This window comes from Lachnospira multipara LB2003, assembly GCF_000702205.1.
GTDB classification, from domain to species: domain Bacteria; phylum Bacillota; class Clostridia; order Lachnospirales; family Lachnospiraceae; genus Lachnospira; species Lachnospira multipara_A.
Genome location: NZ_JNKW01000017.1, coordinates 1 through 25,514, shown reverse-complemented (window position 1 = coordinate 25,514; position 25,514 = coordinate 1). Strand labels below are relative to the sequence as shown.

Annotated in this window: 23 protein-coding genes, 1 tRNA gene and 1 rRNA gene; 24 read left to right on the top strand and 1 reads right to left on the bottom strand. The window is 34.0% G+C overall.

All coding sequences use genetic code 11. The annotated features are described in order from the left end of the window. The 22 genes from T537_RS0109355 to T537_RS0109250 form a co-directional block, all read left to right on the top strand. Window positions 1-223 (top strand): 23S ribosomal RNA (locus T537_RS0109355); the annotation flags it as partial. Between the two features lie 282 nt (window positions 224-505). Continuing rightward, a complete protein-coding gene (locus T537_RS0109350; RefSeq protein WP_027438258.1) occupies window positions 506-1,402 on the top strand; it encodes a chemotaxis protein in 897 nt (298 codons plus the stop codon). A 238-nt stretch (window positions 1,403-1,640) separates the two neighbouring features. Then, on the top strand, window positions 1,641-3,767 hold the full coding sequence (locus tag T537_RS12115) for a midas domain-containing protein (protein ID WP_034244606.1): 2,127 nt from the start codon (window positions 1,641-1,643) through the stop codon (window positions 3,765-3,767). Beyond that, the gene (gene hisH, locus T537_RS0109340) at window positions 3,764-4,366 is read left to right on the top strand and encodes an imidazole glycerol phosphate synthase subunit HisH (RefSeq protein ID WP_031557462.1); all 603 of its coding nucleotides are present in this window, start codon (window positions 3,764-3,766) and stop codon (window positions 4,364-4,366) included. The genes T537_RS12115 and hisH overlap by 4 nt, the downstream gene beginning before the upstream one ends. 32 nt (window positions 4,367-4,398) lie before the next feature. Continuing rightward, entirely contained in the window at window positions 4,399-5,157 is a 759-nt protein-coding gene (hisF, locus tag T537_RS0109335; protein WP_027438256.1) for an imidazole glycerol phosphate synthase subunit HisF, read from the top strand. A gap of 97 nt (window positions 5,158-5,254) precedes the next feature. Then, window positions 5,255-5,932, top strand: coding sequence for a uracil-DNA glycosylase (locus T537_RS0109330; RefSeq protein WP_027438255.1), 678 nt, complete (start codon window positions 5,255-5,257; stop codon window positions 5,930-5,932). A 61-nt stretch (window positions 5,933-5,993) separates the two neighbouring features. Then, window positions 5,994-6,470, top strand: coding sequence for a COG2426 family protein (locus tag T537_RS0109325; RefSeq protein ID WP_027438254.1), 477 nt, complete (start codon window positions 5,994-5,996; stop codon window positions 6,468-6,470). Between the two features lie 260 nt (window positions 6,471-6,730). Next, a tRNA-Glu gene (locus T537_RS0109320) sits at window positions 6,731-6,802 on the top strand. A 186-nt stretch (window positions 6,803-6,988) separates the two neighbouring features. Continuing rightward, a complete protein-coding gene (rimP, locus tag T537_RS0109315) occupies window positions 6,989-7,456 on the top strand; it encodes a ribosome maturation factor RimP (RefSeq protein WP_027438253.1) in 468 nt (155 codons plus the stop codon). Between the two features lie 18 nt (window positions 7,457-7,474). Beyond that, window positions 7,475-8,638 (top strand): transcription termination factor NusA, encoded by a 1,164-nt coding sequence (gene nusA / locus T537_RS0109310; protein ID WP_031557461.1) that lies wholly within the window; start codon window positions 7,475-7,477, stop codon window positions 8,636-8,638. 45 nt (window positions 8,639-8,683) lie between these two features. Next, entirely contained in the window at window positions 8,684-8,959 is a 276-nt protein-coding gene (gene rnpM / locus T537_RS0109305) for an RNase P modulator RnpM (protein ID WP_027438252.1), read from the top strand. Beyond that, window positions 8,943-9,287 (top strand): L7Ae/L30e/S12e/Gadd45 family ribosomal protein, encoded by a 345-nt coding sequence (locus tag T537_RS0109300; RefSeq protein ID WP_031557460.1) that lies wholly within the window; start codon window positions 8,943-8,945, stop codon window positions 9,285-9,287. The genes rnpM and T537_RS0109300 overlap by 17 nt, the downstream gene beginning before the upstream one ends. Beyond that, window positions 9,287-11,983 (top strand): translation initiation factor IF-2, encoded by a 2,697-nt coding sequence (gene infB, locus T537_RS0109295; protein ID WP_031557459.1) that lies wholly within the window; start codon window positions 9,287-9,289, stop codon window positions 11,981-11,983. Before T537_RS0109300 ends, infB begins: the two co-directional genes overlap by 1 nt. A 67-nt stretch (window positions 11,984-12,050) precedes the next feature. Continuing rightward, the gene (gene rbfA, locus T537_RS0109290; RefSeq protein ID WP_027438249.1) at window positions 12,051-12,455 is read left to right on the top strand and encodes a 30S ribosome-binding factor RbfA; all 405 of its coding nucleotides are present in this window, start codon (window positions 12,051-12,053) and stop codon (window positions 12,453-12,455) included. A 20-nt stretch (window positions 12,456-12,475) separates the two neighbouring features. Beyond that, window positions 12,476-13,432: a DHH family phosphoesterase gene (locus T537_RS0109285; RefSeq protein WP_031557458.1), complete on the top strand. Its 957-nt coding sequence runs from the start codon at window positions 12,476-12,478 to the stop codon at window positions 13,430-13,432. A gap of 17 nt (window positions 13,433-13,449) precedes the next feature. Further along, window positions 13,450-14,382, top strand: coding sequence for a tRNA pseudouridine(55) synthase TruB (gene truB, locus T537_RS0109280; protein ID WP_027438247.1), 933 nt, complete (start codon window positions 13,450-13,452; stop codon window positions 14,380-14,382). A 42-nt stretch (window positions 14,383-14,424) separates the two neighbouring features. Then, window positions 14,425-15,351 (top strand): bifunctional riboflavin kinase/FAD synthetase, encoded by a 927-nt coding sequence (locus T537_RS0109275; RefSeq protein WP_027438246.1) that lies wholly within the window; start codon window positions 14,425-14,427, stop codon window positions 15,349-15,351. Window positions 15,352-15,492: 141 nt separating this feature from the next. Then, a complete protein-coding gene (gene rpsO, locus T537_RS0109270; RefSeq protein WP_027438245.1) occupies window positions 15,493-15,759 on the top strand; it encodes a 30S ribosomal protein S15 in 267 nt (88 codons plus the stop codon). 309 nt (window positions 15,760-16,068) lie between these two features. After that, complete coding sequence (locus T537_RS0109265; RefSeq protein ID WP_027438244.1) at window positions 16,069-18,153, top strand: polyribonucleotide nucleotidyltransferase; 2,085 nt, start codon at window positions 16,069-16,071, stop codon at window positions 18,151-18,153. Between the two features lie 133 nt (window positions 18,154-18,286). After that, complete coding sequence (locus tag T537_RS0109260) at window positions 18,287-18,706, top strand: HIT family protein (RefSeq protein ID WP_027438243.1); 420 nt, start codon at window positions 18,287-18,289, stop codon at window positions 18,704-18,706. Between the two features lie 45 nt (window positions 18,707-18,751). After that, window positions 18,752-19,495 carry a YebC/PmpR family DNA-binding transcriptional regulator gene (locus tag T537_RS0109255; protein WP_027438242.1) on the top strand — a complete coding sequence of 248 codons (744 nt, stop codon included), beginning with the start codon at window positions 18,752-18,754 and terminating at the stop codon, window positions 19,493-19,495. Window positions 19,496-19,667: 172 nt separating this feature from the next. Beyond that, complete coding sequence (locus tag T537_RS0109250) at window positions 19,668-20,360, top strand: PilZ domain-containing protein (protein WP_031557457.1); 693 nt, start codon at window positions 19,668-19,670, stop codon at window positions 20,358-20,360. Between the two features lie 81 nt (window positions 20,361-20,441). Here the strand turns inward: T537_RS0109250 and uxaC are convergent, their stop codons facing one another. Continuing rightward, window positions 20,442-21,863: a glucuronate isomerase gene (uxaC, locus tag T537_RS0109245; RefSeq protein ID WP_031557456.1), complete on the bottom strand. Its 1,422-nt coding sequence runs from the start codon at window positions 21,861-21,863 to the stop codon at window positions 20,442-20,444. A gap of 326 nt (window positions 21,864-22,189) precedes the next feature. On the opposite strand from uxaC, the gene T537_RS0109240 reads away from it, so the two are divergent. Together T537_RS0109240 and T537_RS0109235 are read left to right on the top strand one after the other, a co-directional pair. Next, the gene (locus T537_RS0109240; RefSeq protein ID WP_330372603.1) at window positions 22,190-23,689 is read left to right on the top strand and encodes a tagaturonate reductase; all 1,500 of its coding nucleotides are present in this window, start codon (window positions 22,190-22,192) and stop codon (window positions 23,687-23,689) included. A gap of 131 nt (window positions 23,690-23,820) precedes the next feature. Then, on the top strand, window positions 23,821-25,308 hold the full coding sequence (locus T537_RS0109235) for a UxaA family hydrolase (RefSeq protein WP_031557453.1): 1,488 nt from the start codon (window positions 23,821-23,823) through the stop codon (window positions 25,306-25,308). Window positions 25,309-25,514: the final 206 nt, after the last annotated feature.

Genomic DNA, 25,514 nt, shown 5'->3' with positions numbered 1-25,514 from the left:
ACTGACCTCTGGTGTATCGGTTGCATTACCAAGTGCATGGCCGAGTAGCCAAGTCGGGACGGGATAAACGCTGAAGGCATCTAAGCGTGAAGCCCCCCTCAAGATGAGATATCCCATACGAATGTAGTAAGACCCCTTGAAGACGACGAGGTTGATAGGCAAAAGGTGGAAGCGTGGTGACATGTGGAGCTGATTTGTACTAATAGGTCGAGGGCTTAACCAAGTAAGGTTAAGGTTTGGATAGAGAGTGAGAAATCACTGAACATAAACGAGGGTTATTCTTAGAGAATGACTTACGGATGAATATATTTAATGTGCAGTTTTGAAAGAGCAAGTGATTAATCCAAGCGTAAGCTTGGATTTTTTTATTTTACATTCTTATTTATGAATTTATAAATTATAGTAATCAAAAAGTAAATTTCTTATATATTTCCATTGAAAAGTAATTATAGTTTTGTTATAATATTTACATAAGTTGATCGTGAAATAATATGGAGGAATAAATATGGAAACTAACATTTTACTAGATAGTGGAACTAATGAATTGGAAGTATTGGAATTTATTGTTGGTGGTAATCATTATGGTATTAATGTAGCTAAGATAAAGGAGATAGTTCCATTTAATACAGTTACACCGGTTCCAAATTCGCATCCTTGTGTAGAGGGAATTTTTATGCCACGAGATCTTATGATTACTGTTGTTGATTTGGCTAGAGTTATTAATAGAGAACCTTCAGAAGACCAGAACCGTGATATGTTTATTATTACAAATTTTAATAAGTTGAATGTGGCTTTCCATGTACATGCAGTTTGTGGAATTCATAGAGTTTCATGGGCAGATATCATTACACCTGATGCTACTATCAGCAATGAAGACTCTGGTGTTGCAACAGGTATTGTAAAGATTAATGGTCAGTTAATTGTTATTTTGGATTTTGAAAGAATTGTTTCTGAAATTAGTCCAGAAACAGGTTTGAAAGTATCTGACATTTCTAAACTTGAAGGTAGAGCTAGAAATGAATCACATATTGTAATTGCAGAAGATTCACCATTGCTTATTAAACTTATTTCTGATTCTCTTACAAAGTCAGGTTATAGTAACTTAACTCTTTGTAGTAATGGTCAGGAAGCATGGGATTATCTATGCTCAGCAAAGGCTGGTGAAACTGATTTAGATATTGATGTTATTATTACTGACTTGGAAATGCCATTGATGGATGGACATAGACTTACAAAGTTGGTAAAAGACGATGAGGTATTAAAGAAAATACCGATTATTATCTTCTCTTCACTTATTAATGAGCAGATGAGATTAAAGGGTGAAAGATTAGGTGCTGATGTTCAGTTATCTAAACCTGAAATCGGTCGATTAGTAGAAGAGATTGATAAGCTTTTAAGATGATTTTTTCTCATTTTTTACACTTCCTCTTATGGTGCCGTCTAAGTAATTTAGGCGGCACTACTTTTATATTCCCAGAAAATTAAATGAAAAAACATATATAAAGTGAACTTTTTATGAAAAGTGTCGATATATTTAATAAGGATTTTTTGACAAATCTTGTTAAGGAAAATTATCTATGATAAAATAAATACAGAATTAATCGTGCAAAATTGAATTAATGATAAGGTGGTGATCATATTTGCCAAGTAATGAGGAGGATTACCTTAATAAATTATTAGAGACTGTAAATGCTAATCAGATGGCTAAAAAAGAAGCTAGTATGGGTGCGCCTTTAAGTAAGGAAGAACTTGAAATAGAGCAATTGTCTAATGAAGTTAAGGCTGCTATGAACAAAGCTGGGGATGAAATTGATGTTATTGATAGTGGTTTAGATGAAGGAGATTTAGCTAGCGATTTAGAGTCTCTAAATTCATTAGAAGGCGGAGAATTAAATAATGAGTCTAAAGAGTTAGATATGGATGCTGATGTATCTAATGAATTGGATTTTGACGCGGATTTATCAGAAGATAGTGAATCGGCGTCTTTGATTGATGCCTTAGGGGATATTTTGGACGGTTATGAAAATGTGAATTTTGATGATGATATCGAAATTGATAATGAAATAAATCCTGCTATAAATATAGATGAAGAACTAGATTTAACTAGTGGAGATACTACTGATAATGCCGAGAGTGATGACATAAATCTTGTTGAAGACCAGCTAGCAGACGAGTCTAATAAAGAAGAGGGCAGTGAGACAGAAGACGAGTCAGCAGATACTAACAGCGAAGCAGAAAGTATGTCGGAAACTGAGAACGATGATGCAGTAGCTGATGAGCTAGAAGGCGAGCCAAATGGAGAAGAGGGCAGTGAGACAGAAGACGAGCCTAATGGAGAGTCTAATGGTGAGTCAGATGGTGAACTTGCTAGTAGCATTGATGATTTGATGAATGAGAAGGAAGAAATCAGTGAGGATGAAAGCTTAAATCCAGAAGATGTTGCAAGTGCAGCCATAGATGAGGATGAAGTTGATGAAGAAAGTAAGGAAGCTAAAGCTGATGAAGAAATTGATAAGATGCTAGAAGATACGGATTTATCAGCTGAAGATGTTAATATTTCCGTTGATGATATAGATGAGGATTTATCAGAAAATGAGATTGATCGTCTTGTTAATATGGATTTAGATAATATTATTGAGGATGCTAAGGATGAAAGTGTGTCTCTTGATGATATTTTTGAGGATGCTAAGGACGTTGAAGATAATAATGATGATTTAGATAATAAAAAGAACAAAAAGAAAAAAGGCAAAAAAAAGGACAAAAATGAGGGGGAAAATCTCCTAGAAGATATTAATGAAAAAAAGGAGAAAGGCGGCTTTTTTGCTAAGCTTAGAGATATTTTCTTTGAAAGTATAGAAGAAGAGGATTTAGAAGAAGATAAATCTATTAAAAAGGGCGGAAAGAGAAAGCTTGACGAGAATGGTAAGATTTTACAGGAAATAGATGATGAGACTGCTGATGATTCTGCTAAGAAAAAGGGATTTTTTGCTAAATTTAAATATAGAATTGACCAGTGGAAGAAAAAACAAGCTGAAGAAGAAGCTAAGGAAGAAGAGCAGGAGGCTATTGAGGCAGAAGAGGCAAAAAAGCTTAAGGAAGAGAAGAAGGCTGCTGCTAAAGAGGCTAAGGAAGCCAAAGCAAAGGAGGCTAAGGAAAAACCTAAAAAAGAGAAAAAAGAAAAGCCTAAAAAGGAACCAAAGCCTAAAAAGCCTAAGAAGGAAAAGCCTGAACCTCAACCTGGTGATATATTAAAAATAAAACCAGTTTCAATGATTTTGTTTATTTTATTTGTTTCAGGTGTTATAGTACTATTACTGGTTCTTATTAAAGCGGTAAATTATGACTACAGTTCAAATAATGCCAAGAATTATTTTGCAAAGGGTGATTTCTTTACAGCTTATAAAGAATTAGATGGGTTAAGTTTGAATGAAACAGATAAGACTATATATGAGCAGGCAAAGACAATTCTTTATGTTCAAAGTCAGTATAGGGCATACAATTCTTATCTAGAAATGGATAATAAAACGGATGCTCTAAATTCCCTTATTAAGGGCGTTATAGCTTATGATAAGTATATTGATGATGCTAAGAGCTTAGGTGTTTATGAAGAATTTGATGAGGCATATAAAGAAATTTTAAATGCACTAGAAGAGACTTTTTCTATTGATGAGAAGAAGGCTAAATCATTAGTTGATATGTATAATTCAGACTTTACCAAATATTATTTCGTAATTATGGATTACGGGGAAGCGGCAGGTAATGAATGATTGCAATAATTGACTATGATGCAGGTAATTTAAAAAGCGTTGAAAAAGCGCTACTCTCCCTTAATCAGGAGGTTGTAATAACAAGAGATAAAGAGAGCCTACTAAAGGCTGATAAGGTAATCTTACCAGGAGTAGGCTCTTTTGGTGATGCTATGAACAATCTTTATAAATATGATTTGGTAGATACAATTAAGGAATGTGCCAAAACAAGGCCGTTTTTAGGTATTTGTTTAGGATTGCAATTATTATTTGAATCTAGCGAAGAATCTGTTGGTGTTAAAGGCCTTGGAATTTTGCCAGGAAAAATCTATAGAATACCAGCTAAGGAAGGTTTTAAAATTCCTCATATGGGCTGGAATTCTCTTGAAATTAAAAAGGGTTCAAAATTATTTAAGGGAATAGATAATAATAGTTATGTCTATTTTGTTCATTCTTATTATTTAAAGGCTGATGATGAGTCTATTGTTTCTGCAAAGACTGAATACACAACATGTATTCATGCGTCTGTTGAAAAGGGTAATGTTTTTGCATGTCAATTTCATCCAGAAAAAAGTAGTGATGTTGGATTAAAGATTTTGGAGAATTTTGCTAATCTTTAATTTTGGAAATGTAGTGAATGGAGAGTAAGTGTATGTTTACAAAAAGAATTATTCCTTGTCTTGATTGTAAGGATGGTCGAGTTGTTAAAGGAACAAATTTTGTGGATTTGGTAGATGCAGGTGATCCTGTAATGGTGGCGCAAGCTTATGATAAGTTAGGTGCAGATGAATTGGTTTTTTTAGATATTACTGCTTCAAGTGATGGAAGAAATACTACTCTAGACTTGGTTAGAAAAGTGGCAAGTAAAGTATTTATTCCCTTTACTGTAGGTGGTGGAATTAGAACTGTTGATGATTTTAAGGTCTTACTTCGTGAAGGCGCAGATAAGATTTCTATAAATTCTGCGGCTATAATGAATCCAAATCTTATATCTGAGGCGGCTTATAAATTTGGAAGCCAGTGTGTTGTTGTGGCTATTGATGCAAAAAGATGTGAGGATGGTCATTGGAGCATATATAAAAATGGCGGAAGAGTTGATATGAAAATGGATGCTATTGAATGGGCTATGAAGGCAGAGAAACTCGGCGCTGGTGAGATTTTACTAACAAGTATGGATTGTGATGGAACTAAGGCTGGATATGATCTTGAATTAACTAAAGAAATAGCAAATGCTGTTTCAATTCCTGTTATTGCATCAGGAGGTGCAGGAAAAAAGGAGGATTTTAAGTATGCCTTTATTAAAGCAAATGCAGATGCTGCACTTGCAGCTTCCTTGTTCCATTTTAAAGAACTAGATATAAAAGAATTAAAGAGATATTTAGCAGATGAGGGAATTTCTGTTAGATTATAGTCTGTAATATTAATTCTAAAATATATAAAAATACAAAGGAAAGAAAATTACATATTATTGTAAATAGAGATAAAAAATGAATGAATTAAAGCAAGGAATGAATGAATTAAAGCAAGGATGGAAGTCTAGATTAGACGATGAATTTAAAAAGGATTATTATTTAAAACTAGAAGATTTTATAAATCATGAATATGAGAATGAAGAGATTTTTCCTACAAGGGAGAACCTTTTTACAGCTCTTAATTTAACAGATATTAGTGAGGTTAAGGTGGTTATTTTGGGTCAGGATCCTTATCATGATGTAAATCAGGCTCATGGACTTAGTTTTTCTGTACCCCAATCACAAAAAAAGATTCCACCTTCTCTAAAAAATATTTATAAAGAGTTGGAAAGTGATTGTAATTGCTATATTCCCAATAACGGAAACCTTACAAAATGGGCTAATCAAGGGGTTTTACTTCTTAATACTGTTCTTACAGTTAGGGCTCATAAGCCGGCATCTCACAAGGGTAAGGGATGGGAAAAATTTACAGATAGAATCATTGAAGAGTTAAATAAAGAGGATAGACCTATTGTATTTTTACTTTGGGGAAATCCAGCCAAGGAAAAACTTAAAATGCTAAATAATAGTAAACATCTAGTTTTATGTGCTGCACATCCTAGTCCATTATCTGCATATAGGGGCTTTTTTGGATGCAAGCATTTTAGTAAAACTAATGAATTTTTAATAAACAATAAACTAAGTCCTATTGACTGGCAGATTGAAAATGTGTAAACTAGCTAAGTCTGTAAAAAAGCAGAATAGAGAGAAGAGATAACAGTTTATTGGAGGAAATATGTTAAAAAAGTATTTGGCTATATTTTTCGTATCAATGGTTCCACTTGTAGAACTTAGAGTTGCAATTCCTATTTCACAGGGTTTTAGATTACCTTTATTACAGTCATATATCGTATGTATGATTGGTAATATGTTACCTATGCCTATTATCTATCTTTTTGCAAGACGTGTTCTTGAATGGGGTAAGGATAAGAAATATATTGGTAAATTCTTTACTTTTTGTTTAGAAAAAGGACATAAGGGTGGAGAAAAACTTAAAGAAAAAGCTGGTAATGGATTATTCCTTGCTTTAGTATTGTTTGTAGGTATTCCAATTCCTGGAACTGGTGCTTGGACAGGTACACTTGCAGCTTCAATTCTTGATTTTGGCTTTAAGAAGAGTGTTGCAGCTGTATTCCTTGGAGTTTTACTTGCAGGAATTATTATGGGAGCTGTTAGTGCTGGTTTATTCACAGCAATTTTTAGCTTTGCATAAATAATAAATATTATTAGAACACAAGATTTAGTTGTATTGATATTGTTCATACACAAAATCTTGTGTTTTTTCATATTTTTTGGAATAAGAGAAAGTCAGTGTTTATGCGGCTTTTAAGGGGATTGTTATTTTTAAATGCCCATAAAATCTAATTTTTTTAGAAAAAAATGAAAAAAGACTTGCTTTTATTGTGTAATTAGTGTATATTATCAAAGTACCGCGCAGGACAACAAGAGACAACTGAACGGAACATAAGATATGGCTCGTTGGTCAAGAGGCTAAGACGCTGCCCTCTCACGGCAGAATCAGGGGTTCGATTCCCCTACGAGCTACTCTGTATTATTGTTACTAAAGTGAGTGGACTAATATAGTCCACTCACTTTAGTTTTATGTCTATAATACGGATTATTTTTATATATTATAGTTATGTATATAATTTTACGAATTTTTAAAGTTATAGTATAATTGTAATGTATGTACTATTAAAATTGAATATTATAGAAAGGCAGAGACTTTAAATGGGTAAAAAGGAAAGTTACGAAGAAAAAACTGAAATGCTTATTAAACCTATTATCGATGCTAACAAGGTGGAACTCTTTGATGTGGAATATGTTAAAGAGGGCAGTGATTGGTACTTACGAGTTTTCATTGATAAAGAAGGCGGAGTTACCATTGAAGATTGTCAGAATGTAAGCAGAGCTTTTAATGAGATTCTTGATAAAGAAGATTATATTGACTCTGAATACATTTTTGAAGTAAGTTCTCCTGGTCTTACAAGACCTCTAAAAAGAGAACGCGATTTTGAAAAAAGTATAGGCCGTTTAATTGAAATTAGACTTTACAGTGCAGTTGATGGTATTAAAGAGGCAGAGGGTATACTTAAGGCATTTGATAAGGAATCAATTACAATTGAAATTAATGGCGAAGATAAGAATATACAAAGAAAGAACCTATCTATGATTAGATGGGCTTATGTAGAAAAGTAATAAAATTTGGAGGATACCATGAGTAAAGAATTAATTACAGCTCTTGATTTATTAGAGAAGGAAAATGGAATTAGTAAAGAAGTAATGTTTAACGCAATTGAGAAGTCACTTATAGATGAATATAAGTCAGAATTTGATAAGGCTGATAATGGTCATGTTGTTCTTGATAGAGTAACAGGTGATTTCCATATTTATTCTGATAGACTTGTTGTTGAAAGCTTAACAGAAGTTGATAAGGACGATGAGAACAAGAAGATCAAGGAAAGAAAGATTTATAGTAAGGAAATAACATTAGCTAATGCTAGAAAAATCAATCCTAGAGCAGAAATTGGTGATGTTATTACTGTTGAAGTAGATTCTGATGAATTCTCTAGAAAGGCTGCAAAGAACGCTAAGAATATTATTGTTCAGACTATTAGAGAACAGGAAAAGAATTCAATTTTTAAAGAATACCAGGCTAAGGAAAAGGGTATTATTACAGGTATTATTCAGAGAATCGCTGAGAATGGTGATATGACAGTTGATATCGGTAGAATCCAGACTATTCTTAAGGCTGAGGAAGTTAATGTTGGTAGAAAGCTTAAGGTTGGCGATAGAATTAAACTTTACGTTGTATCTGTTGTTAATCGTGAAAAGAGCGGTATTTCAGTTAGAGTTTCAAGAAAGTCTCCTGAACTTGTTAAGAAGCTTTTTGAAGAAGAAGCTACTGAAATTAAGGATGGAACAGTTGAAATTATGGGTATTGCAAGAGAAGCTGGTTCAAGAACTAAGATTTCTGTAAGAGCTAACGTTCCTAACGTAGATCCTGTTGGTGCTTGTGTTGGTATTAGCGGTGGTCGTGTAAGAAATATTGTTAATGAACTTGGTGATGAACAGATTGATATTATTGAATGGGATGATAATTCAGCTCAGTATATCGTTAATGCTCTTAGCCCTGCTAAGGTAGTAGCTGCAGAAGCTGATGATGATGAAAAGAAGGCTAAGATTATTGTTTCTGAACAGCAGTTATCACTTGCAATTGGTAAGTCAGGTCAGAACGTAAGACTTGCTGCTAAATTAACAGGATATGGTATTGATATTAAGTCAGAAGCTGATTCAGAAAATATGATGAATGCAGCTGAAGACGAAGAATTTGAAGATTTAGATTTTGAGGCTGAAACAGAGGTTGAAGAAACTCCTTAATTTACACCTTAAAATATTATAAACTTATTTGATTGGAGTGATTTAATGCCGGGAACTAAAAAGATTCCACAAAGACAGTGTATAGGTTGTGGTCAAATGAAAGATAAGAAAGAACTTATTAGGATTTTGAAGACACCAGAAAACGAAATTAAAATAGATACTAGTTTAAAGAAGAACGGACGAGGTGCTTACATTTGTAAGGACAAGGAGTGTCTACTTAAGGCCATTAAGCAAAAGGGTCTAGAGAGATCTTTTAAGATGGCAATTGATGTTAGTATTTATGATGAATTAAAAAAGGAGTTTGATGAACTTGGAAAATAAAAAAATTATATCCATGTTAGGATTGGCTCAGAAAGCAGGAAAAGTTGTAAGTGGCGAATTTTCTACAGAAAAAGCGGTAAAGCAAAAGAAGGCTTTTATGGTGATTGTTGCAGATGATTCCTCAGATAATACTAAGAAAATGTTTTCGAATATGTGTGAATTTTATAAGGTTCCTATATATTTCTTTTCCGATAAGGAGTCTGTTGGACATGCTATTGGAAAGGAATTTAGAGCATCACTAGCCATTCTAGATGAAGGCTTTTCAAATAAATTGAAAGAATATTTTGCAAAAGGTTTAGATACAAATAATAAGGAGGTCAATAATTAATGAGAGTACATGAATTAGCTAAAGAGTTAGGCATTCAGAGTAAGGATATTATTGAGATGTTGTCAACTAGTGAGAAATCCTATAAGACTGTAAGCGGCTTAACAGATGATGAAATAAATAAAGTAAAAAATAGATATAAGGGAGACAAAAAAGTGGATAGTTCTAAGAAAGATGCACCAAAGCAGGAAGAAGCTAAGGCAGCAGCTAAAAAGGAGAAACATATTTCACAGGTAAGTTTCCCTCAGAATAGTAATAAAGATAATCGCGATAGAAATGGAAACCGTGATAATAGAGATAATCGCGATAGAAATGGAAATCGTGATAATAGAGATAATCGCGATAGAAATGGAAACCGTGATAATAGAGATAATCGCGATAGAAATGGAAATAGAGACAACCGTGATAGAAATAACGGAGGCTTCAACAGAGATAATCGCGATAGAAACGGAAATAGAGACAACCGTGATAGAAATAACGGAGGCTTCAATAGAGATAATCGCGATAGAAACGGAAATAGAGACAACCGTGATAGAAATAACGGAGGCTTCAACAGAGACAATCGCGATAGAAATGGAAATAGAGATAACCGCGATAGAAATAATGGCGGATTTAATAGAGACCGTGATAGAAATAATGGCGGTTACAGAGATCGCGATAGAAATAATGGCTTTAACAAGGATAAGGATTCTGACAATAATGGCAGAAATTTCAATCAAAGAAGAAATGATAGAAGAGATTCAGCACCAAAGGATGATTTCCTCTTTGAACAGAAGCCAGATTCAAGAAAAGCTGATCAGAGATATAATTCTAAGAAGAATAATGATAGAAATGATAGAAAAAAGGATAACGATTCAAGAGAAAATCTTAAATTCGTTAGTGGCGGCTTAAACAAGAAGCCTAATAAGCAGGCTCCAAAGAAGGAGAAGGAAAAGGAAGAAGATACAATTAAGACACTTACTCTTCCAGATTCACTTACAATTAAGGAACTTGCTGATAAGATGAAGGTTCAGCCTTCTGCAGTTGTTAAAAAGCTATTTATGCAGGGCAAAGTTGTTACAATTAATCAGGAAATTGATTATGATACAGCTGAAGAAATTGCATTAGAATTTAACTGCATTTGTGAACATGAAGAAGTTATTGATGTTATTGCAGAACTTCTTAAGGAAGAAGAAGAGCCAGCAGATACATTAATCCCAAGACCACCAGTTGTTTGTGTAATGGGTCACGTAGATCATGGTAAAACTTCACTTCTTGATGCTATTAGAGAAACTCATGTAACAGCTAAGGAATCAGGTGGTATTACACAGAAGATTGGTGCTTATAGAGTTGATGTAAATGGTAATAAGATTACATTCCTTGATACACCAGGTCATGAAGCATTTACTGCTATGCGTATGCGTGGTGCTCAGGCTACAGATATTGCAATTTTAGTTGTTGCTGCAGATGATGGTGTAATGCCTCAGACTATTGAAGCTATTAACCATGCTAAGGCTGCTAATGTTGAAATTATTGTTGCTGTTAATAAGATTGATAAGCCAAATGCTAACATTGAAAAGGTTAAGCAGGAACTTACAGAATATGGTCTTATTGCAGAAGATTGGGGCGGTTCTACAATTTTCTGTCCTGTATCAGCTCATACTAAGGAAGGTATTGATAACCTTCTTGAAATGATCTTACTTACTGCAGAAATTATTGAACTTAAGGCTAATCCTAACCGTAAGGCTAGAGGTATTGTTATTGAAGCTGAGCTTGATAAGGGACGTGGTCCTGTAGCTACAATTCTTGTACAAAAGGGTACATTAAGAGTAGGTGATTCAGTAGCAGCTGGTTCTTGTTATGGTAAGATTAGAGCTATGATTGATGATACAGGTAGAAGAGTTAAGGAAGCTGGTCCTTCAACTCCTGTAGAAATTCAGGGTCTTAATGCTGTACCTAATGCTGGTGAAATTATTATGGCATATGATACAGATAAGGAAGCAAGAAATGTTGCTGAAACATTTATTGCAGAAAGCAAGAAGAAGTTATTAGATGATACAAAGCATAAGGTATCACTTGATGCATTATTTGAGCAGATTCAGGCTGGTAATATGAAGGAACTTAACATTATTATTAAGGCTGATGTTCAGGGTTCTGTAGAAGCTGTTAAGCAGTCACTTGTTAAATTATCTAACGAAGAAGTAGTAGTTAAGGTAATCCACGGTGGTGTTGGTAATGTTAATGAGTCAGATGTTGTTCTTGCATCAGCATCTAATGCTATTATCATTGCATTTAATGTTAAGCCAGATAATCAGGCTAGAATATTAGCAGATCGTGAAAAGGTTGATTTAAGAACATATAGCGTTATTTACAATGCTATTGAAGACGTTGAATCAGCACTTAAGGGTATGCTTGAACCAATTTATGAAGAGAAGATTATTGGTCATGCTGAAATTAGACAAATCTTTAAGGCTTCTGGTGTAGGTAATATCGCTGGTACATTAGTAACAGAAGGTAGAATTACAAGAGAATCTACAGTAAGACTTACAAGAGAAGGTGAGAAGATTTACGAAGGACCAATTGCTTCACTTAAGCACTTCAAGGATGAAGTTAAGGAAGTTAAGGCTGGTACTGAATGTGGTATCGTACTTGAAAGCTTTAATGACATTAGAGAAGGCGATGAAATCGAAGCAAGCATTATGGTAGAAATACCTAGATAGAATTTAAAGTTAGAAAGCCTCTAATTTAGGGGCTTTCTATATTAGTAAAATGAGGTAAAAATAAACCATGAGGAAAAATAGTTCAAAAAATATTCGAATTAATTCAGAAGTATTAAGAGAATTAAGCAATATTATTAGAAGAGATATTAAGGATCCTAGAATTAATCCTATGACATCTGTTGTATCTGTAGATGTTGCACCAGATTTAAAGACATGTAAGGCATATATTAGTGTGCTTGGTGATGAGCAGTCACAAAAGGATACTCTTGCAGGTCTAGTTAGTGCTGAAGGATACATTAGAAGACAGCTAGCTAGAACTGTTAATTTAAGAAATACACCAGAAATTAAATTTGTAATTGATCAGTCAATTGAATATGGTGTTAAGATGTCAAGATTAATTGATGAAGTTACAAAAAAAGATGAAGAATCTCATAACGCTAGCGAAGAAGAACAAGGTATCGAAGAAAATTAAAGATAAATAGGAGGTTATATATGAATATTTTAGAAGAATTAAAAGACGCTAAAACAGTTGGAATTACTGGACATGTACGACCTGATGGCGATTGCGTTGGTTCTACAATGGGACTTTATAATTTCCTAAAAGAAAATAGACCAGACTTAGATGTTAGAGTATATCTTGAAAAACTTGGTGATGATTTTAATTTTATTCCAAGAATTAATGAAATAAAAAACGAGCCAGATTTGGATTTGAAATTTGATGTGTTTATGGTATTAGACTGTAGTTCTCTAGATAGAATTGAGCCTTTTGCTGAAATGTTTATTTATGCAAAAAAGACAATTTGTTTAGATCATCATATTAGTAACACAAGCTTTGCTGATGTTAATTTAGTAGAGCCAACATGGAGTTCTACATGTGAAGTTTTATTTACATGCCTTGATGAGAACTTGATTAGTAAAGAAGTAGCTACTTGTATTTATACAGGTATTATTCATGATACAGGAGTGTTTAAATATAGCTGTACATCTGCTAATACTATGACTATTGCTGGTAAGATGATGGAAAAGGGAATTGATTATTCAAGCATCATTGATAATAGCTTTTATGCAAAAACATATATTCAAAACCAGATTTTAGGTAGAGCGCTTCTTGAGAGTGTGTTATTTTATGATGGTAAATGCATTTTTTCAAGTGTATCTAAAGAAATAATGGATTTTTATGGGGTCGATGGTAAAAGTCTTGGTGGTATAGTTGAACAATTAAGACTTACTGATGGCGTAGAAGTAGCTATTTTTATGTATGAAATCGGTGATGGCGAATATAAGGTTAGCCTTCGATCTAAGAGTGTGATTGATGTTAGTAAGATTTCAACTACATTTGGAGGTGGCGGCCATATAAGAGCAGCTGGATTTAGTGCAAAGGGTAGCGTTCATTCTATCGTTAACAAAATCGGTGCATTAATTGAAGAACAATACAATGAGATTTCATAATTATTAAGGACAGATTTATGAACGGGATTATTAATGTATATAAAGAACAGGGATTTACATCGCATGATGTAGTAGCAAAACTTAGGGGGATTTTAAAATACAAAAAAATTGGACACACAGGAACACTAGACCCTGATGCAGTTGGGGTTTTACCTGTATGCTTAGGTAAAGGAACTAAAATTTGTAGTATGATTACAGACTGGGACAAGACATATGAAACAGTTATGCTTCTTGGTACAGTAACAGATACTGCGGATATATCTGGGAATGTTTTAAAATCAAGTGAAGTAAATGTAACAGAGGCAGATATTCTAGAGGCTTGTGAGAGCTTTGTTGGAGAATATATGCAGGTTCCACCAATGTATTCAGCTCTAAAGGTTAATGGTAAAAAACTTTACGAGCTTGCAAGAAATGGTATTGAAGTGGAAAGAAAAGCTAGAAAAGTAACTATTAAGAGCCTTCATGTCAATGATATTGACTTAGAGGGCAAGAATAAATTTGTAACTATGACAGTGGAGTGTTCTAAGGGAACATATATAAGAACTTTATGCGAAGATATAGGAAAAAAGCTTGGTTGTGGTGCTTGTATGTACAAGCTTACAAGAAAAAGAGTTGGTCAATTTGTAATTGATGATACTCTTACACTAAACCAAATTTCAGCTTTATGCTTGAAAGGTGAATTTGAAAGTGTTATAAAACCTATAGATGAAATGTTTCCTGACTATACTAAGTTAATGGTTAAAAGTGAAGGGGATAAATTATTACATAACGGTAATAAAATAGAGTTGAATAATTTGGACATTTTTGAAATGGAAGATAGAGAGCTTGAATTTGTAGAAGATGATAAATTAAGAGTTTATGATTCAAGTAAGGAATTTGTTGGAATTTATACTGTAAGTGAAGGTATGTTAATTCCAATTCAGATGTTTTATGCTCCAAAGGACAATTAATTTATTATCTAAGAAAAGTGAAAAAGGGAGGTGTGGCCTGTAATGGAATATATAAACGGGCTTTCGGATATAAGATTACCTAAGGCTAGTGCCGTTACTTTGGGTAAATTTGATGGCTTACATATAGGTCATAGGAAACTTATTGACATTGTAAAAGAGAAAGCTTCAGAATTAGACTTATTATCAGTACTTTTTACATTTGATAGTATTCCATTAAGTTTGTTGCCACAAAAAAATCAACATTTTCTAACAACTAATTCAGAAAGAAAAGCAATTTGTGAAAAAATTGGACTTGATTGTTTGGTTGAATATCCATTTACTGAGGAATTTATGAATATGGAAGCTTTAGAATTTGTAAAGAAGATAGTGGTGGATAATCTAAGAGCTAAGGTTGTAGTTGTTGGAACGGATTATGGTTTTGGTAAAAATAGGAGTGGAGATGTAAATCTACTCAAGGAATTAGGCGATAAGTACGGATTTGAGACAATTATTGTAGAAAAGGAAAAATATCAAGATCAGGTAGTTAGTAGTACTTATATTAGACATGAATTACAGCTTGGTCATATGGAGACAGTTAATGTGTTACTTAATAGACCTTTCTCAATAACTGGTATTGTTTCATCAGGTAAACAGCTTGGTAGAACAATTGATATGCCAACTGTAAATATATATCCTACAGAATCTAAGTTATTACCACCAAAGGGTGTGTATGCTTCTAAGGTAATAATTGATAATAAAGAATATTATGGGGTAACTAATCTTGGAACTAAGCCAACAGTTAATGCAAGCAAAGAGGTTAGTGTTGAAACTAATATTTTTAATTTTAATGAGAATATTTATGGCAAAAAAATAGAAGTAATGCTTATGCATTTTTTAAGAACTGAAATTAAATTTGACAGTGTTGAAAGCTTAAAAAAGCAAATGGAGTCAGATAAGGAATTTGCTAAAAATATGTTTTTAATTAGCTAGATTTTGCAAGAATAATGACTATTATTCTTGCAAAGTTAGTAACTATATGGTAATATACCATGGTACTAGCCACAACTCAGGAATCGGAAACTCCGACCTATTGCTTAGTTGTTGGCGTTTAAATTAAAAGGAGGATATAACATGATATCTAAGGAAAAGAAGTCAGAAATCATTGCTGCTTACGGCAGACAGCCTGGAGATACAGGTTCTCCAGAAGTTCAGATCGCTATCTTAACAGAGAGAATTTCTGAATTAACAGAACATTTAAAGGTTAACCAGAAGGATCATCATTCAAGAAGAGGTCTTTTAAAGATGGTTGGTAAGAGAAGAGCTTTACTTGCTTACCTTAAGAAGAATGATATTGAAGGTTACAGAAATCTTATTGAGCGTTTAGGCTTAAGAAAGTAATTTCATATGTCAATTTTCAAAGAAGCGGAGTTTACTTCGCTTCTTTTTTTGCGTCAATTTTATTTTTTTTTATTAAGTATGGAAAAGCATAATTAATTGTAGTATAATGTTGATGTTTATGTGTATGTGCAATTAGGTAATTCCGAGACCACTGAAAAGTTCATGATGAGTCTTTAAATGTATTTTAGACGCATTTAATTAAATTGTGGCCTTTTTAGTTGTTTCGGCACCTATTTGTTCATATAGGAAGGCTTTTTGCCTATAAGTATTTACTAAATAATTTGGCCTTAAGGGCGGATAGGAGATTTTATGTATAAGCAATTTACTTTAGAGCTTGCTGGACGTACATTACGTGTTGATGTAGGTCGTGTTGCTGCTCAAGCTAATGGTGCTGCATTAATGCATTATGGTGATACAGTTGTTTTATCTACTGCAACTGCATCAAAGGAACCTAGAGAAGGAATTGATTTCTTCCCACTTTCAGTAGAATATGAAGAGAAGATGTATGCCGTAGGTAAGATTCCAGGCGGCTTCAATAAGAGAGAAGGTAAGGCTTCAGAGAATGCTATTCTTACATCAAGAGTTATTGATAGACCTATGAGACCTTTATTCCCTAAGGATTATCGTAATGATGTTACATTAAATAATATGGTTATGTCTGTTGATACTGAATGTAGACCAGAACTTTTAGCTATGCTTGGTTCTTCAATTGCTACATCAATTTCAGATATTCCATTTGATGGTCCATGTGCTACAACACAGATTGGTTTAATTGATGGAGAATTTATCGTTAACCCTTCTCAGGCACAGTGGCAGGAAGGTGACTTACAGTTAACAGTTGCTTCAACAAAGCAGAAGGTCATTATGATTGAAGCTGGTGCTAATATTGTTCCAGAAGATAAGATGATTGAAGCTATTTATATGGCTCATGATATTAACCAGACAATTATTGCTTTCATTGAGAAGATTGTTGCTGAAGTTGGTAAGGAAAAGCATTCTTATGTTTCATGTGCAGTTCCTCAGGAAATGTTTGATGAAATGAAGAAGATTGTAACTCCAGAAGAAATGGAAGTTGCAGTATTTACTGATGATAAGCAGACAAGAGAGAAGAATGTGGATGCTATCACAGAAAAATTAAAGGAAGCTTTTGCAGAGAACGAAGAATGGTTAGCTGTACTTGGTGAAGCTGTTTACCAGTATGAGAAGAAGACTGTTCGTAAGATGATCTTAAAGGATCACAAGAGACCAGATGGTCGTGCAATTAATCAGATTAGACCACTTGCAGCTGAAGTTGATATTATTCCAAGAGTTCATGGTTCAGCAATGTTTACAAGAGGTCAGACACAGATTTGTGATGTTGTTACATTAGCTCCATTATCAGAAGCTCAGAAAGTTGATGGTCTTGATGAGAATGTTACAACTAAGAGATATATTCACCATTATAATTTCCCTTCATACTCTGTTGGTGAAACAAAGCCATCTAGAGGACCAGGACGTAGAGAAATTGGTCATGGTGCATTAGCTGAAAGAGCTTTAATTCCAGTTCTTCCATCTGAAAGCGAATTCCCATATGCAATTCGTGCTGTATCAGAAACATTTGAATCTAATGGATCTACATCAATGGCATCTACATGTGCAAGCTGTATGTCTCTTATGGCAGCAGGTGTACCACTTAAGGCTATGGTAGCTGGTATTTCTTGTGGTTTAGTTACAGGTGATACAGATGATGATTATGTAGTACTTACAGATATCCAGGGCCTTGAAGATTTCTTTGGTGATATGGACTTTAAGGTAACAGGTACAACAGAAGGTATCACAGCTATTCAGATGGATATTAAGATTCATGGTCTTACACGTCCAATCGTTGAAGAAGCTATTAGAAGAACAAGAGAAGCAAGACTCTTTATTATGGATACATGTATGAAGCCAGCAATTGCTGAGCCTAGAAAGACTGTTGGTGAATATGCACCTAAGATTATTCAGACTCAGATTGATCCATCTAAGATTGGTGAAGTTGTTGGTCAGCGTGGTAAGGTAATTAACGCAATCATTGATGAATGTGGCGTTAAGATTGATATTACAGATGATGGCTTTGTATCAGTTTGTGGTGTAGAACAGGCTGGTATGGATAAGGCTATGAACTATATTAAGACAATCGTTAACGATTTCGAAGAAGGAGTTATTTACGAAGGTAAAGTAGTAAGCATTAAGGAATTTGGTGCATTTGTTGAATTTGCTCCTGGTAAAGAGGGCTTAGTACACATTTCTAAGATTTCTAACGAAAGAGTTAACTTAGTAGAAGATGTTCTTACACTTGGTGATGTTGTTAAGTGTAAGTGCATGGGTAAGGATAAGTTAGGTAGACTTAGCTTTTCAATTAAGGATGCTAAATAATCCAATAAAGTAATTTAATAGAATCTAGCATTCTATATTTTATAACAACATGGCGTATTGACTTTAAGGAATGTCTATATAGGCATTCCTTAAGTTTGTGTAAAGAGACTAATATTAAGAATGGAGAATTGTTATGATAGATAATAATTGCGCATATTGCGTTGAGGGCGAACTTGTTGATAAATTTGGTATTAAGATTTGTGAGTTAGAGACATCTAAGGTTTATTTATTTAGAGAGCAGTCTCATCCAGGTAGATGTATCGTTGCTCATAAAAAACACGTTGGTGATATGAATGAGCTGACAGCTGAAGAAAGAGCAGCTTATTTTGAAGATGTAGCTAGAGTAGCTCGAGCTATTATGAAAGCTTTTAATCCAGATAAGGTTAATTATGGTGCATACGGAGATACAGGTCATCACCTTCACTTCCATTTAACACCTAAATATAAGGATGAATTTGAATGGGGTGGTGTTTTCTTAATGAACCCTCAAAAGACATTCTTAACAGATAGTGAATATGATGAAATGATTGCAAAGATTAAGGCTAATCTTTAATTTTGCTTTTTATTATAATTAAATTTTGTTTTTAAGGAGTTTTATATGTCAGGACATTCAAAATTTGCTAACATTGCCCATAAAAAGGCTGCAAATGATGCTGCTAAGGGCAAGATTTTTACAAGACTTGGTAAGGAAATCATGGTTGCTGTTAAAGAGGGTGGTCCAGAGCCTAATAATAACAGTAAATTAAGACAGGTAATTACAAAATGTAAGGCTGCTAACATGCCTAATGATACAATCGATAGAGCAGTAAAGAAGGCTGCTTCTACAGATATGTCTAACTTTGAATCAGTTACTTATGAAGGTTATGGACCAAATGGTACAGCTATTATCGTTGAAGCTTTAACAGATAATCGTAATAGAGCTGCATCTAATATCCGTAATGCCTTTACAAAGGGTGGCGGAAATGTAGGTACACCAGGTTGTGTATCATTTATGTTTGATAATAAGGGTCAGATTATTATTCTTAAAGAAGATTATGATAAGACTGCTGATGATTTAATGGAAATCGTTCTTGAAGCAGGTGCTGATGATTTAGTTGAGGAAGAGGAATACTTTGAAGTTTTAACAGCTCCAGAGGATTTCGACGCTGTTTCTAATGCTATTACAGAAGCTGGTATTAAGATGTCTTCAGCTGAGGTTACAATGATCCCTCAGACAACAGTAGAATTAACATCTGATGAAGATCTTAAGAAGATGAGAATTATTCTTAAGCTTTTAGATGAAGAAGATGATGTACAGAATGTATATCATAACTGGGATGAACCAGAAGAAGAGGAAGACTAATAGAGAAAGACTAATTTTTTCTTTATATTAATAAAAAATAAAATCTATAAATTAGACTATACGATTGTTATTTTTAATGCTATAATAGGCACTTGTGGTGAAAGTGCTTATTATAGCATTTTTTTAAGCTACAACGGGAGAAAGCTATTATAATTTAAGGAGTTGTTAGCTTATGGTTCTTACTGAAGTTCCTGTAAATTCTAGGATAAATATAGAAGTGACAGCTAGTGGACAGGTTCTACAATATCAGTCCATGGTTGTTTCATTTAAAGGCAATAGAATGGTAATTGATCCAATTATTATGGATGGTATGATGTTAAGTCTATCATCATCTCCTAATATCAGTATTAATTTAATTTATGCAAGAGACAATGAATCACCTGTTATATTTGAGAATGTACATGTATCTACATTTAAATATTTAGGGAAAATTAAATATTTAGTACAAAGTTTTTCTAGAGGAAAGAAGATAAACAGGCGTGGTGCACCAAGAATGTTTTTAGGTATAAAGGGTAATGTACAACTTGGTATTAATCGAAGTAGTTTTGATGTAGTTGTAAAGGATATAAGTCAGACAGGATTTGCTTTTGCAGCTGCAAGAAATGTTCATAATGCTGTTAATACACCGGTTAAATTAAGATATCTTGATGGAGACGAAAAGATTGATATTGTGGGAGAGATTGTTAGAAAAACCGTTATGGAAGAAAAAAAGATCATATATGGTTGTCAAATACTAATTAATAAAGATCATTTTCAAAAATATGTATTGCGTAAGGAAAAAATGTATAAGGAATCATTGAACAATAAAGACATTAATATTAATCCTAAAAAAAGAGCGCTAATGAGAGCCCTAAAGGAACGTTAAATCTATATCTAGTGACAAAATAAAAGCCAGATTACATTGTAATCTGGCTTTTATTATAATTTAGGATTAATAGTTTAAAAATTACTTATTTAAGAATCTATCAAAACCGAAATATCTTATAGCGTTGTTGTATGAGATACCTTCAACAATCTTCTTAAGAGCCTTTTCATCGTTAGGGTATTCACCATTTTCAACCCAACCACCAATAAGTTCACACATAATTCTTCTGAAGTATTCATGTCTTGTGTAAGATAAGAAACTTCTTGAATCTGTAAGCATACCGATGAAGTTACCAAGAAGGCTTAAGTTAGCAAGTGAAGTCATCTGATTCATCATACCAACCTTGTGATCATTGAACCACCAAGCTGAACCCTGCTGAATCTTACCAGCAGCTGTTGAATCCTGGAAACATCCAATAACAGTACCGATAATAGCGTTCATGTTAGGGTTAAGTGAGTAAATAATTGTCTTTGGAAGTTCTTCGCTAGCTGATAAAGCATTTAAGAATGCTGCCATTTCAGCTGAACAATCATAAGAGTTGATACAGTCATAACCTGTATCAGGTCCTAACTGAGAATATCTTAACTTGTTGTTATCACGGATTGTACCGTAATGTAACTGCATAACCCAATCAAGTCTATTGTATTCTTTAGCAACAGAAACCATGAATGCTGTCTTAAACATATCTCTTTCAAGATCTGTTAAAGCATTGCCTGCTAATCTCTTAGCAAAGATTTCTTCAATCTGAGCGTCTGTATATGGCTTGTACATAACATATTCAAGAGCGTGATCTGATACACAGCAACCCATTGAATCAAAGAATGCCATTCTATCCTTTAAAGCTTCAATTAAGCTAGCAAAAGAAGTAACCTTAATGTTAGATCTTTCTGATAACTGAGTTAAATAATCTAAGTATTCAGGCTTTTCAATGTTCATAGCTTTATCAGGTCTCCAAGCTGGTAAAACCTTAATATCGCTACATGTAGGATCTTCTGCGATAACCTTATGCCATTCAAGAGTATCGATAGGATCATCTGTTGTACAGATAAGCTTAACGTTAGACTGACGAATAAGGCCTCTAACTGTCATAGAAGATTCCTGTAATTTTGCATTACAAATATTCCAAACTTCTTCAGCTGTATCACCATTTAATACACCTGTGTAACCAAAGTATCTCTGAAGCTCTAAATGAGACCAGTGATAAAGAGGGTTACCAATAGCAAGTTCAAGTGTTTCAGCCCATTTCTGGAACTTTTCGCGGTCACTTGCATCTCCTGTTATATATTTTTCATCTACGCCGTTAGTACGCATCTGTCTCCACTTGTAGTGGTCACCACCAAGCCAAACCTGTGTGATGTTCTCGAATTTTCTATCCTCAGCAATTTCTCTAGGGTTGATATGACAGTGATAATCAACGATAGGCATCTTGTCAGCGTAATCGTGGAAAAGATGCTGTGCTGTTGGTGTAGATAATAAAAAGTCTTTATCCATGAATTGTTTCATAATCCATAGTCCTCCTAAAATATAATAAACGAAATGTGAACTCATTCATAAACTGTTCACAACACATCTTTTAAGATACATAACTATAGAAGAAAAATCAAGGTAAACTAATAAAAAAGCCAATAAAAATACAAAAATTCATCTTAGATTAAGCAATATTACCAAAAATAATACTTAAAAATAAGTAGTTAAATGTAAAAATTTTTGTTAATTTAATATCAATCGAAAATACTGTTGATAATTGCAAATCACAATGATATTATATCTAAAGTAAGCCGTATTTAGGGGCAATATAAGGGCGTATACCCTAAAAAAGAAGGAGATTTATGATGCAAAGATTAAACAAGAGTATTACACATGCAGTTGATAGACCTGTTAAGGTTATGCAATTTGGTGAAGGTAACTTCCTTAGAGCATTCGTTGATTATATCTTTGATGTTACTAATGAGAAGACAGATTTTAACGGTGGTGTAGTTATCGTTAAGCCTATTGAATTTGGTACATTAGAGAGATTCCATGATCAGGAATGCCAGTATACACTTCAGTTAAGAGGTTATGAAAACGGTCAGCCTAAAGAAATTACACGTCAGATTACTTCAGTAGTAGATGCTGTAGCAGCTATTGAAGATTATGATAAGTTTATGGAATATGGAACAAGCGAAACATTAAGATTCATTGTTTCTAATACAACAGAAGCTGGTATTGTATTTGATGCTACAGATGATTTCAATGCTTGCCCTCCAAAGACATATCCAGGTAAGTTAACAAAGTTATTATTTGAAAGATATAAGAAGTTTAATGGAGCTGCTGATAAGGGTCTTATCCTTCTTCCATGTGAACTTATTGCCGATAATGGTATAGAATTAAAGAAGTGCATTATGCAGTTTATCGATCTTTGGAAGTTAGAAGATGGATTTAAGACATGGGTTAACGAAAGCTGTTCATTCTGTCCTACACTTGTAGATAGAATTGTTCCTGGTTACCCAAGAGAAGATGCTGAAGCTCTTTGCAAAGAGTGGGGTTATGAAGATCAGTTAATCGATAGAGCTGAAACATTCGGTTTATGGGTTGTTGAAGCTGATACTAATATCACACTTGATCAGTTAAAGAAGGAACTTCCATTTGAAGAAGCTGGACTTAATGTAGTATTTACAAATGATCATCATCCATACAAGGAAAGAAAGGTTAGAATCTTAAATGGTTCTCATACAAGTTTCGTACTTGCTTCATTCCTTGCTGGTAACAATATCGTAAGAGAGTCTATGGACGATCCTACAATTAGAAAGTACATGGAAGAAACTCTTTATAACGAAGTTATTCCTACACTTTCATTATCTAAGGAAGACTGTGAAGAATTTGCAAAGGCTGTTATCGATAGATTCCTTAACCCATTTGTAAAGCATCAGTTACTTGATATTTCACTTAATTCAGTATCTAAGTGGGAAGCAAGATGTTTACCTTCATTCTTAGGTTATGTTAATAAGTTTAACAAGTTACCTAAGTATTTAACATTCTCTATTGCAGCACTTATGAGCTTCTATACATCACAGACAGAAGTTGAATTTAATGGTGGTATTGTATTACAGGGCGATAGAAATGGTGAGAAGTATAATATTCGTGATGACAAGGCAGTTCTTGATTTCTTCAAGGAAAACTCTGCTAAGTCTGCAGCTGAATTTGCACATGCTTACCTTTCTAACACAGCATTCTTTGGTGGAGAAGATTTAACTAAGGTTGCTGGCCTTGAAGAAGCAATTACTAACTACATTGAAGATATCAGAAACAGAGGCATGAGAGCTGTTGTTACTGATTTAGTTAATGCTTAATTTAGTTAATAATTAGATTTTTGTTATTGAGATATTAAATTTCATATAATATTATTAAAGAGCGGGTGATAATACTCATCCGCTCTTATTTAAAGAAAAAAAGAGAGTTTTAAATACTAAGGGAGGATATTATGCAGGATTTTATTAAGATTAATAAAGATGATAATGTCTGTGTTGCTCTAAAGCCTATAGCTAAGGGCACAACTGTGAATGTTGCTGGTGAAAATATTACAACAGTTGAAGATATTCCACAGGGACATAAATTTGCTATTAAGCCTGTTAAGAAGGGAGATTCTGTAATTAAGTATGGTTTCAGAATCGGTATTGCTCAGGCAGATGTTGAAGTAGGTGCATGGATTCATACACATAACCTAAAGACAGGACTTGGAGAATTACTTGAATATAAGTATGAGCCAACAGGTCAGGTTGATAAGCTAGATGAAGAAAAGGCATATTTTGACGGTTATGTAAGAGAGAACGGTAAAGTTGGTGTAAGAAATGAAGTATGGATTATCCCAACTGTTGGTTGTGTAAATTCAATTGCTAGAGCTATTGAAGCAAAGGCTAGATTACGTAAACCAGAGGGTGTAGATGAAGTTGTAGCATTTACACATCCATATGGATGTTCTCAGGTAACAGAAGATCAGGAGAATACAAGAACTGTACTTGCTGATTTAATTAATCATCCAAATGCAGGTGCTGTATTAGTACTTGGTCTTGGTTGTGAGAACTCAAGAATTGAAGTATTAAAGAACTACATTGGCGAATATAATCCAGAAAGAGTTAAGTTCTTACAGGTTCAGGATGTGGACTACGAGCAGGATGATGCAGTTAGAATCCTTGATGAACTTATGGCGTATGCTTCTAAGTTTAAGAGAGAAAAGGTTGATGCTAAGGAACTTATTATTGGTATGAAGTGTGGTGGATCTGATGGTTTATCAGGTATCACAGCTAACCCAACAGTAGGTCAGTTCTCAGACATGTTAGTTGCTAAGGGTGGTACAACTATCCTTACAGAAGTACCAGAAATGTTTGGTGCAGAAACAATTCTTATGAATCGTTGTGAGAATGAAGAACTCTTTAATAAGACAGTACACTTAATTAATGACTTTAAGGAATACTTCATTAAGAATGGTCAGGAAATTTATGAGAATCCATCACCAGGAAATAAAGATGGTGGTATTACAACACTTGAAGATAAGTCACTTGGATGTACACAAAAATCAGGTTCTTCATTAGTTAAGGGCGTATTAGCTTATGGCGAACCAGTTAAAACAAAGGGACTTAACCTTTTATCAGCTCCAGGTAACGATTTAGTTGCAGCAACAGCTCTTGCAGCTTCAGGTGCTCAGATCGTATTATTTACAACAGGACGTGGTACTCCATTTGCATCACCAGTTCCAACAGTAAAGATTGCAACAAATTCAAGACTTGCTAATAAGAAGAGCAACTGGATTGACTTTAATTGTGGAAGAATCGTAGCTGATGATATTCCAATGGAAACTGTTTCTAAGGAATTATTCCAGTATGTATTAGATGTAGCTTCTGGTAAGAAGGTAAAGGCTGAAGAAGAAGGCTTCCATGACTTTGCTATCTTTAAGCAGGGTGTTACATTATAATTTTAACGCCGTAGCGTTAGTTTTTAGTTTAATAAATAAAGGCTATCAGGAATTAATTAGTCCTGATAGCTTTTTTTTAAACTCAGTCGGGGTACAAGCTCCGACTGAGTTAAACGCTCCGCGAGGATGCGCACGGATTCGGACAGGAATTTGTCTGCAGTAGCAGACCCGAATCCGGCGCGCAAGACTCGCGAGCGAGTCTTGAC